8 protein-coding genes are annotated in these 10,627 nt (G+C 70.8%); 5 read left to right on the top strand and 3 right to left on the bottom strand.

Features of this window, described 5'->3' with window-relative positions; genetic code table 11:
• Positions 1 to 977, top strand: a 977-nt coding sequence (locus tag IY392_RS09445; protein ID WP_304511144.1) for a putative PEP-binding protein, incomplete at its 5' end; no start/stop codon positions are given.
• Between the two features lie 153 nt (positions 978 to 1,130).
• Entirely contained in the window at positions 1,131 to 2,966 is a 1,836-nt protein-coding gene (locus IY392_RS09440) for an acyl-CoA dehydrogenase (RefSeq protein ID WP_182627766.1), read from the top strand.
• 148 nt (positions 2,967 to 3,114) lie between these two features.
• Here IY392_RS09440 and IY392_RS19580 read toward each other — a convergent pair whose 3' ends face one another.
• Both IY392_RS19580 and IY392_RS09430 read right to left on the bottom strand, forming a co-directional pair.
• On the bottom strand, positions 3,115 to 5,052 hold the full coding sequence (locus IY392_RS19580) for a VanW family protein (protein WP_194861065.1): 1,938 nt from the start codon (positions 5,050 to 5,052) through the stop codon (positions 3,115 to 3,117).
• A 184-nt stretch (positions 5,053 to 5,236) separates the two neighbouring features.
• Positions 5,237 to 6,550 carry an acetyl-CoA C-acetyltransferase gene (locus IY392_RS09430; RefSeq protein ID WP_182613114.1) on the bottom strand — a complete coding sequence of 438 codons (1,314 nt, stop codon included), beginning with the start codon at positions 6,548 to 6,550 and terminating at the stop codon, positions 5,237 to 5,239.
• Positions 6,551 to 6,672: 122 nt separating this feature from the next.
• On the opposite strand from IY392_RS09430, the gene IY392_RS09425 reads away from it, so the two are divergent.
• From IY392_RS09425 to IY392_RS09415, 3 genes are all read left to right on the top strand, one after another.
• Entirely contained in the window at positions 6,673 to 8,022 is a 1,350-nt protein-coding gene (locus IY392_RS09425) for a 3-oxoacyl-ACP reductase (RefSeq protein ID WP_228549220.1), read from the top strand.
• Positions 8,019 to 8,963 carry a MaoC/PaaZ C-terminal domain-containing protein gene (locus tag IY392_RS09420; protein ID WP_309234126.1) on the top strand — a complete coding sequence of 315 codons (945 nt, stop codon included), beginning with the start codon at positions 8,019 to 8,021 and terminating at the stop codon, positions 8,961 to 8,963. Before IY392_RS09425 ends, IY392_RS09420 begins: the two co-directional genes overlap by 4 nt.
• 207 nt (positions 8,964 to 9,170) lie before the next feature.
• Positions 9,171 to 10,367 (top strand): PQQ-dependent sugar dehydrogenase, encoded by a 1,197-nt coding sequence (locus IY392_RS09415; protein WP_194861064.1) that lies wholly within the window; start codon positions 9,171 to 9,173, stop codon positions 10,365 to 10,367.
• Positions 10,368 to 10,386: 19 nt separating this feature from the next.
• Here the strand turns inward: IY392_RS09415 and IY392_RS09410 are convergent.
• The coding region (locus tag IY392_RS09410; RefSeq protein ID WP_194861063.1) for a fructosamine kinase family protein at positions 10,387 to 10,627 on the bottom strand (241 nt) is incomplete at its 5' end.

Genomic DNA, 10,627 nt, shown 5'->3' with positions numbered 1-10,627 from the left:
ACCCCGAACAGGCCCCGGCCGACGCGGGTCGTCCCCCCGAGGCACGGACGCGCGAGGTCACCGCGACCGCGGTGTACGTCAACCTCGCGACCCCCGACGCCGCCGCCCGCGTGGCCGCGATGGACGTGGACGGCGTCGGCCTGCTGCGCGCCGAGTTCCTCATCACGAGCGCACTGGAGGGTGTCCACCCGCGCACACTCATCGCCGAGGGGAGGACGGACGACTACGTGGACCGCATGGCTTCCGGGATCGCCACGATCACCGCGGCCTTCGACCCCCGGCCCGTGATCTACCGCGCGACCGACCTTCGCTCGAACGAGTTCCGTGGCCTGCTCGGCGGGGAGGTCGAGGCCGAGGAGCGCAACCCGATGATCGGCTACCGCGGATGCTTCCGGTACACCAAGGAGCCGGACCTGTTCCGGCTCGAGCTGGATGCGCTGGCCCGTGTGCGCGAGAAGCACCGCAACCTGCACCTGATGATCCCGTTCGTCCGCACGGCGTGGGAGCTCCGCGCCTGCCTGGACATCATCGACGGCCACCCACTGGGGCGCGACCCGGGACTCAAACGGTGGATCATGGCCGAGGTCCCGTCGGTCGTCCACTGGATCCCCGAGTACGCGGCGATGGGCATCGACGGCGTCTCGATCGGGTCCAACGATCTCACCCAGCTGACCCTGGGCGTGGACCGCGACTCCGAGGTGTGCGCGGAGTTGTTCGACTCCATGGACCCGGCGGTACTGGCGTCCATCGACCAGATCATCGACCGCTGCCACGAATCGGGGCTCACCGTCTCCCTGTGCGGCCAGGCGGCGTCAACCGACCCCGCGATGGCCGAGCATCTCGTACGCCGGGGAGTGACGTCGGTGTCGGTGACACCCGACTACGCCGAGATCACCCGGCGGACCGTGGCACGCGCCGAGAAGGCGATCCTGCTCGATGCGGCGCGATCGGCGACACGCCGCTCACCTGCGAAATAAGAGACTCTCCTCACCTTGGACGGATCGCTGACAACGCACTAACATCTGTCTTGTTACCGACGGGTAGGTTCCGGTGAGCACATGGACATCGGCGCCGACCCGCGCGGCCACCTCCATTGCCACGACACCGCACTCCGATCGGAGAAGACCGTAATGGGTCACTACAAGAGCAACGTCCGCGATCTCGAGTTCAACATGTTCGAGGTCCTGCGCATGAACGAGGCACTCGACGCAGGCGAGTTCGGCGATATGGACACCGACACCGCCCGGGGAATCCTCTCCGAGGTCGCGACCCTCACCGAGGGCCCGGTCGCCGAGTCCTTCTCGTCGGCCGACCGCAACCCGCCGGTCTTCGACGCCGAGACCCACTCGGTCTCCCTGCCGGAGGACTTCAAGAAGTCCTTCCGCGCCTGGTACGAGGCGGGTTACTGGTCGATGGGGCTGCCGGAGGACCTCGGTGGCATGCCCGCCCCCCGCGCGTTGGTGTGGGCCACCGGCGAGATGATGCTCGGCGCCAACCCCCCCGCGTTCATGTACGGCGCCGGACCGTCCTTCGCGGCCGTGCTCTACGAGAACGGCACCGAGGAGCAGAAGGAATGGGCCGCCACCTGCGTCGAGCGCGGCTGGGGCGCGACGATGGTGCTCACCGAGCCCGACGCCGGATCCGACGTGGGCGCCGGACGCACCAAGGCCGTCAAGCAGGACGACGGGAGCTGGCACATCGAGGGCGTCAAGCGGTTCATCACCTCCGCGGATTCCGATGATCTGTTCGAGAACATCTTCCACCTCGTCCTGGCCCGCCCCGAGGGCGCCGGACCGGGAACCAAGGGACTGTCGCTGTTCTTCGTCCCCAAGTTCCACTTCGACTTCGAGACAGGTGAACTGGGCGAGCGCAACGGCGTCTTCGTCACCGGCGTCGAGCACAAGATGGGTATCAAGGTCTCCACCACCTGCGAGCTGACCTTTGGCGGACACGGAGTGCCCGCCAAGGGCTGGATCGTCGGCGACGGGGAGCTCAACCTGGGCATCCGTCAGATGTTCGACGTGATCGAGCACGCCCGGATGATGGTGGGCACCAAGGCCATCTCCACCCTGTCGACCGGCTACCTCAACGCACTGGAATTCGCCAAGGAGCGCGTGCAGGGTGGCGACATGGCCGAGATGGCCGACAAGAACGCGCCCCGCGTGACCATCACGCACCACCCGGACGTGCGCCGAGCACTCATCCGCCAGAAGGCGTTCGCCGAGGGCCTGCGCGCGGTGTACATGTACACCGCCGCCCACCAGGATGTCGAGATCGCCCAGCGCGTCTCGGGCGCGGACGGCGAGCTCGCCCACCGCGTCAACGACCTACTACTGCCGATCGTCAAGGGTGTCGGGTCCGAGCGGGCATACGAGCTGCTCACCGAGTCACTGCAGACCTTCGGCGGGTCGGGCTTCCTCCAGGATTACCCGATCGAGCAGTACATCCGCGACGCCAAGATCGACTCCCTGTACGAGGGCACCACCGCGATCCAGGCGCAGGACTTCTTCTTCCGCAAGATCGCCCGCGACCGCGGCACCGCCATCGGGCACGTGTCGGCACAGATCAAGAAGTACATCGAGGCCGAGGGTCCCGCCGAGTTGGCCACCGAGCGCGAGGTGCTGGCGACCGCTCTCGCCGACGTCGAGGCGATGGTCGGCACCTGCTTCGACCACCTCCTCGCCTCCCAGGAGGACCCCAAGCACCTGTACATCATCGGGCTCGCCTCGGTCCGCCTGCTCATGGCGTTCGGTGACCTCATGATGGGGTGGCGTCTGCTCGTCGGCGCCGAGGTGGCGCTGGCTGCGCTGGAGGGCGCGTCGGACGCCGACACCGCCTTCTACAACGGCAAGATCGCCGCCGCCAAGTGGTTCGCGAACAACGAGCTGCCGCTCCTCACCGCCACTCGTGGCATCGTCGCCGGCCTCGGCGGCGAGCTCATGGAGCTGGACGAGGCCGCGTTCTGATCCATCGCTGAGCCGCTCCCCGCGATCCCCGGGGGTGTGCGTCGTGTCGGGTCCCGACACAGCGCACACCCCCGGGGATCCGTGCATTCCGGGCGCCTACCTCGCTGAGGGGCCGGGGCAGGCCGGGGCGCGCGGCGCGGAGGTGCGGTCAGTTGCCGGGCAGGACCGGGATCCGGAACTCCGGTAGACCCGGGATCCGTATCGCGTCGTCCGGCACCGGCGGCGGCGCGACCGGGCCGGGAGGCTCGGCGGTGGGTGACGGGCCCTCGACCCGACACTCGACGCGGACCCGGGGCGCGTACGTCGAGGACACGGTGTCGGTGCTGACCGTCTCCTCGCCCCGCTGGACCACACGGGTGACCCGGGCCGTGTACCCGTCGGCGCCCGGATCCGGTGTGCACCCGGGGCTGGTGACCACGCGGGTCTCGGCGCGGCGGAGGTCGGCCCGGGGGGCGGTCGAGATCCGCACCGTGTACTCGCGGGTCCCCCACAGCCGGACGGTGACCGAGCTGCCACTACCCGAGGCGTCGATCACCAGACCCGTGCCCTGCCCGTTGCGGAAGCCCACGTCCTCGGACGCGGTGGCGTCGCGCCCGGCGGGGAACTGCGCCCCGTCGACACCTCGGCCCGTCCTGACCAGCCCCTGCGCCCCGGACTCGAACGCGGCGTTGAAGAGCGCCGTGGCCACGGCGTCGGCGGACACGTCCCCCGAGACGACACCGGTGACATCGGACATGGAGAAGGTCTCGCCGGAAGGGATGAACTGCCCCGCGAGCGAGGCGATCATCGACTGCGCCCGTCCGCTGGCGCCCACCGCCACGGTGAATTCACCGACGGGCTCGCGGATCCCGGCCCTCTCGGCCTCCTCGGTGGTGACCTCCGGGTCCCGACCCACATAGGCGACGGGCAGCACGCGCGGCCCCTGCATGTCGGTGAGCTGTCCCGGGAGCGCACCGAGGAGCGGACCCCACGAGACGGTGCGCCCCTGGACGGCGGGGACGACGGAGGCGGTCGATCCGCTGAAGGAGAACGTGGCGTCCCGCCCCTCCTGCTCGGTCTCCTCCATCAGCGGCTCCAGGATCCCCTTCGCAGCATCCGCGTCGAACCGGGGCTCCAGCACGGCCCCGTCGCGCACGAAGGTCAGGTACTCGCCGATCCGGTCCCGCGGGAAGAGGACGGGCACGGCGTGCGGGTCGTCGGGGTCGACCATCGTCAGCTCCCGCTCGGCGGGGACCGCCCGGTCCCTTCCCGGGGGCGGCGGCGGGGCCGGCAACCGCGTCGTGACGGTGGTGACGGGCGGCTCCGTCCCGTCCTCACGCATCCGCGAGGCCAGCAACGTCAGGTCACGCCCGGCGGCGGGCTCGGCGACATCGCGGATGAGCGCACGCACCTGGTCCGCCTGCGTCTCGGTGGGGGTGTAGTCGACGACGAGGTCGACCCCGTCGTCGTCGAGCCAGTGGGCGAGCACGGCATCGCGCGAGCTCTCGATCCGCAGGCGCTGGCCGTCCAACGGGATGGCGGAGCGGACCTCGTCCCGGTCGAACCAGATGGCGCCCTCCCGCGGTTCGAAGTCCGCCTGCAGGGCGAGCCTCTCCAGGAAGTCGGTGAGCCGCGCGTCGGGGATCACGCTCGCGATGCCCACCTCGGTGGACCACACCAGGCTGATCAGTCGCGTGACGGGGTTGAGGGGTTGCTCTCCCGCGCGGTCCAGGGTGCCCTGCCAGTCCACGGACAACCCGACCGACTGAGGATCGAGGGTGGTCGACACGACGCCGGCCCGGAGGTCGACCTCCTCGTCGACCCGTGGGCCCAGCTCACGGATGAGGAGCTGCTCGGCGTCGGCCGTGCGCATGCCGCCGACCTGGATCCCGGCCACCTCCGCACCGCGCGGCACCCGGCCGATGCTGTGGACGAGGTCGAAACCGTAGAGCACCGCCAGCCCCATGAACACACCGACTCCGGCGTGGATCCACCTCGACCGCACGCGGTAACGTCGCCGGTCGGCGGCCGCGGGATGCGGGCCGTCTCCCTCGAGCACGACAGGCCGGGCGGGGCCGGCGTCACCGGTGGTGGTGGATTCGTCCACTGGTTCTCACGCCTCCTCACGAGCGGGGACTCTCGACCCGGCGGGGCGCCGACCGGGGATGTCCCACCCGAACCACTGTGGCGTCCACTATGACGGACCGGTACCGATGAGTGCAGCCCCCGCGCCGTACGCGGGGGCTGCACTCAGGAAAACCAGCCGGGTGCCGACCCGGTCGGCGCCGGGGTCAGCGTTCGACGATCGCCGTGACGCCCTGACCGCCGGCGGCGCAGATCGAGATGAGTGCGCGGCCCGAGCCCTTCTCCTCCAGCAGCTTGGCGGTGGCGGCCAGGATGCGGGCTCCGGTGGCGGCGAACGGGTGCCCGGCCGCCAGCGACGAGCCGTTGACGTTGAGCCTGCTGCGATCGATCGACCCGAGCGCCGAGTCCAGGCCCAGGCGCTCGGTGCAGTACTCCTCGGACTCCCAGGCCGCGAGCGTGGCCAGGACCTGCGAGGCGAAGGCCTCGTGGATCTCGTAGTAGTCGAAGTCCTGCAGGGTCAGGCCGTTGCGCTCGAGCAGACGCGGCACGGCGTAGGTGGGGGCCATGAGCAGCCCGTCCGGGGTGCGGCCGTCGTGACCGTGGATGAAGTCGACCGCCGCGGTCTCGGAGTCGACCAGGTAGGCACGGACCGGGAGCTTGTTCTCCTCCGCCCAGGCCTCGCTCGCCAGCAGGACCGCCGAGGCGCCGTCGGTGAGCGGCGTGGAGTTGCCGGCCGTCATGGTGGCCTCGGTGCCGTGGGCCTCGGCGTCGCGCTTGCCGAACACCGGCTTGAGCTTCGCGAGCTTCTCCTCGGACGAGTCGGGACGCATGTTGTCGTCACGCGGCACACCGAGGAACGGGGTGACCAGGTCGTCCTGGAAACCGGAGTCGTAGGAGGCGGCGAGGTTGCGGTGGCTCGCCGCGGCGAGTGCGTCCTGATCCTCGCGGGTCACGCCGAGCTCCCGCGCGGTGATGGCCGCGTGCTCGCCCATCGACAGGCCGGTGCGGGGCTCGGCGTTCTGCGGCTGCTCGGGGACCAGCGACTGCGGACGGATCTCGCCGAGGAGCTTGACCCGGTCCATCGCGCTCTTGGCCGACGCGACCTTGATGAGGATCTTGCGCAGGTCGTCGTTGACGGCCAGCGGGGCGTCGGAGGTGGTGTCGGTGCCGCCCGCGATACCGGCGTCGATGCGACCGACCGCGATCGCGTCAGCCACCTGGATGGCCGAGGCCAGGCCGGTGCCGCACGCCTGCTGTACGTCGTAGGCCGGGCTGGACGAGTCGAGCACCGAACCGATGACCGACTCGCGGGTGAGGTTGAAGTCACGGGCGTGCTTGAGAACGGCCCCCGCGGCGACCATCCCGACACGCTTACCCTGAAGGCTGTAACGGCTCGCGAGGCCGTCGATCGCCGCGGTGAGCATGTCCTGGTTCGAGGCGTCCGCGTACTTGCCGTTCGATCGGGCGAAGGGGATTCGGTTGCCGCCGACGATGGCGACCTTGCGGGGGCTGGTGGTCACGTGTGTCACTCCCGTTTTATCTCGGTATCCGGTGGCCCGTAGCGCGGCCCGACGAGTATTGTTACTCAGCGGTAAGTTACTTGTCGACCCGTACGACCGCACCTCTCCAGGAGATGATCGCCATGGCACAGGGCAACCTCGACCTCTACTCGCAGTTCGTGACCTCGGCCCCCGGGTCGTTCATCGCCGGCAAGGTCGGCCTCCCGCAGCCCGAGCAGCTCCGCCGCTACGAGGCCGGGCAGCCGGCCCTCCACGGTCCGGTCCTCGTCGGGGGCGAGGGCCGCCTCGTCGAACCGGTCCGCGCGATCCTGGAGTCGGATTACGAACTCGCCGGAGCGGACGCCGAGGGCAAGTTCGCTGGCCTGGTCTTCGACGCGACCGCCGTCCGCCGCGCCGAGGACCTCAAGGCACTGTTCGACTTCTTCAACCCCGTCGTCCGCCGCGTCGCCGCCTCCGGCCGCGTCGTCGTTCTGGGGACCCCACCGGAGGAGGCCGGCTCGGTGGAGGAGCGCATCGCCCAGCGCGCGCTCGAGGGCTTCACCCGCTCGCTCGGCAAGGAGATGAAGCGCGGCACCACGGTCCAGCTGGTCTACGTCTCCGCCGACGCCGACACCGGCGCGTCGGGCCTCGAGTCCACGCTGCGCTTCATCCTCTCCGGCAAGTCCGCGTACGTCGACGCCCAGGTGTTCCGCGTGGGCGCCGGCGCGGCGACCGCCCCCGCCTCCTGGGACCGCCCCCTCGAGGGCAAGGTCGCAGTGGTCACCGGCGCGGCCCGGGGCATCGGTGCGGAGATCGCCGCCGTGCTCTCCCGCGACGGGGCGCACGTGATCTGCTGCGACGTCCCGGCCGCCGGCGAGTCGCTCTCCGCCACCGCCAACAAGGTGGGGGGCACGTCGCTCCCCCTCGACGTGACCGCCGCCGACGCCGCCGAGGTCCTGGCCAAGCACGTCCAGGAGCGTCACGAGGGCGTCGTGGACATCCTCGTCCACAACGCCGGTATCACCCGGGACAAGACCCTGGCCGGCATGGACGCCGCACGCTGGGACGCGGTCATGGCCGTCAACCTCATCGCCCCGGAGCGGATCACCGCCGAGCTCGCGGAGAAGGGCGTGCTCACCGAGGGCGGACGCGTCGTGGGTGTCTCCTCCATGGCCGGCATCGCCGGGAACCGCGGTCAGACCAACTACGCCGCCTCCAAGGCGGGTGTGATCGGGTTCGTCAACGGCGCCTCCGCCGAGCTGGCGTCCAAGAAGATCACCGTCAACGCCGTGGCCCCCGGCTTCATCGAGACCCAGATGACCGCCGCCATCCCCTTCGCCACCCGCGAGGCCGGCCGCCGGATGAACTCCATGCAGCAGGGCGGCCTGCCGGTCGACGTGGCCGAGACCATCGCCTACTTCGCCAGCCCCGCCTCGTCCGCGGTCACCGACAACGTGATCCGCGTGTGCGGCCAGTCCCTCCTGGGCGCGTGATCGCGGTGGACAACACGTCGTCAGGTAGCGCGGTTGAGTACACCCGCCTGCCCGCCATCCCCAACCTGCTCGCCCAGTACGCCAAGGCCGCGGTCGGCTCGGCCCCCGTGGTGGGTGGCAGGCGCGACGGGAAGTCGATGCCGGAGAAGGGCGTCGAGGTGGAGGGCGTCCGCGTGGACACGGCCAACCTCGCCGCCTACGCCCGGGTCTGCGACCTGCGGTTCGGTGACGTACTGCCGCTGACCTACCCGTTCACGCTGGCCTTCCCGCTGAGCATGCAGCTCATGTTGGACCCGGCCTACCCCGTGCCGGCCATGGGTTCGGTGCATCTGACCAACGAGATCGAATCCCACCGCCCGCTGCGGGTGGGCGACGCGCTGTCGATCCGCGCACGGGCCGAAAACCTGCGCGAACACCCCGCCGGCTTGCTGATCGACATCGTCACCGAGATCCGCACCGGCGACCACGACGAGCCGGCCTGGGTCCAGAGGTCCGGGCTGCTCTCCAAGCGCAGGACATCCCTCACCCCGCCCAAAGACGCGCCGCGGCCGCCGAAGCCCGAGCCGCCCACGGCCGCGGAGATCGGTGATCCCACCGTGGTCAAGTCGGTCTCCGAGTCACTGATCGCCGAGTACGCGTCGGTGTCCGGGGACCGCAACCCCATCCACGTCTCCAAGGTGGGCGCCAAGGCGTTCGGGTTCCCGAATGTCATCGCGCACGGGATGTGGACGGCGGCGACACTGCTCGGGGTGGTCGAAGGGGCGATCCCCGAACGGGCGCGTTACTCGGTCGAGTTCGGCAAGCCCGTGATCCTGCCGGCGAAACTGGGCATCTACGCCCGGCGCGGTGCCGGTGCCGACGATCCGGCCTGGTCGCTGCGGGTGCGCAACCCGCGCAAGCTCGAAACCGTGCACGCGACGGCCACCATCGAGGAGCTCTGACCGCACGACATCGACCCCGGTCGCCCGCCCCGAACCCGGGCGGGTGACCGGGGTTCGTCGTCGGTCCGGTTCCGCTCCACCGCGAATGGGCATATGTTCTGGGTCACACCGATTCTCGACAGCAGGGAGACCACCGTGCCCTTCTCTCCACCCCCGTCCGCCAACCGATCCCGACTGAGCCCCCGGCCCCGGCTGAGGTCCCGATCCGTGGTCGGCATCGTCGCCGCGGCAGCCCTCACCCTCACCCTGCCCGCCACAGCCGTGGCCCAGTTCGGATCCCTCGGCGGCGGTTCGGTCGACACGGGCTCGGTCCCGCCGGGTGTCCTGTTCCCCCCGGTGGTCGGCGCCGGCGCGGGCGAGGGAGTCGAGGTGGTCGAGGGCCCGGCGGTCCGTGCCACGACGGTGATGGACCGGCTCAACGTCCCGTGGGACGTGGTCCGCACCCCGGACGGCACGATCCTCACCGGGGAGCGCGGCGGCCGCGTGGTGGCCCAGCCCGCGGGCGGTCAGCGGCGGGACGTCGCGATCGACCTGCCCGGTCTGGTCCGGCAGTCCGAGAGCGGCCTGATGGGTATGGCCGTGGACGCCGGATTCGCGCAGAACCGCGAGATCCACGTGTGCTATTCCCAGAACGCGGGCGGGACGCGCGACAACCGCGTCACCACCTTCCGGGCCGCCGACAACTGGTCGGCGCTGACCAGGGTCCGCGATGTCGTGACCGGGATCCCCCTGGGATCGGAGGGCATCCACAGCGGCTGCCGTCTGCAGGTCGCCGCCGACGGGTCGATCTACATCGGCACCGGCGACACGTTCAACGCGACGGGCCCGCAGGACCCCGCCTCGTTCGCCGGCAAGATCCTGCACGTCAACCCGGACGGAACCCCGGCCACCGGCGCCTCCCCGATCCTCACCCTCGGCCACCGCAACGTCCAGGGGCTGGCCATCCAGCCCGGCACCGGCCGCGTCTACTCCGCCGAGCACGGCCCGGACGTCGACGACGAGGTGAACCTCCTCGCCCCCGGCGCCAACTACGGGTGGGATCCGAACGTGAACGGCCAGTACAACCAGAACGTCCCGATGACGGACACCACCCGTCACCCGGACGCGGTCGGGGCGGTCTGGTCCTCGGGCCGTCCGACCCTGGCGAGCGCGGATATCGAGTTCCTGCGGGGCTCCGCGTGGGGCGAGTGGGAAGGCGCGTTGGCCATGGCGAACCTCAAGACCCAGAAGCTGGTCCTGCTGCGCCTGTCGGAGGACGGACGGTCGGTCCGCGACGCCGCGGTCCTGCTGGAGGGTGACTTCGGACGTCTCCGCTCGCTGACGCCCGAGCCCGGCGGCTCACTGTTGGTCACCACCTCCAACGCGAACAACCGGGACCTGGTCTTCCGCGTCAGCCCGGCGTGATCCCCACCGCGCCGGGGCGCTAGAGCTCCAGGACCCGCCGGGCGGCGTCGGCCAACGCGACCGCGTAGCCGGCGCCGTGGCCGGCCGAGTGGGTGGCCAGCGGGTGCATCTGATGCAGCGGCACCCGCTGGCGCCACCCCGGCCCCAGCGGGTGCCGCTCCTGGTAGCCGCCGAGGATCTCGTCCAGGAACGGGGCCCCGAACAGCGCGAGCATGGCCAGGTCGGTCTCGCGGTGTCCGCCGTGGGCGGCCGGGTCGATG

The organism is Dietzia sp. SYD-A1, from assembly GCF_015356725.1.
In the GTDB taxonomy this organism is placed as follows: Bacteria; Actinomycetota; Actinomycetes; order Mycobacteriales; family Mycobacteriaceae; genus Dietzia.
This window is presented reverse-complemented; position numbering and strand designations above follow the sequence as displayed.

Coding starts and splice junctions, on each gene's coding strand:
- IY392_RS09440 (WP_182627766.1), top strand. CDS start 1,131: ATGGGTCACTACAAGAGCAACGTCCGCGATCTCGAGTTCAACATGTTC.
- IY392_RS09425 (WP_228549220.1), top strand. CDS start 6,673: ATGGCACAGGGCAACCTCGACCTCTACTCGCAGTTCGTGACCTCGGCC.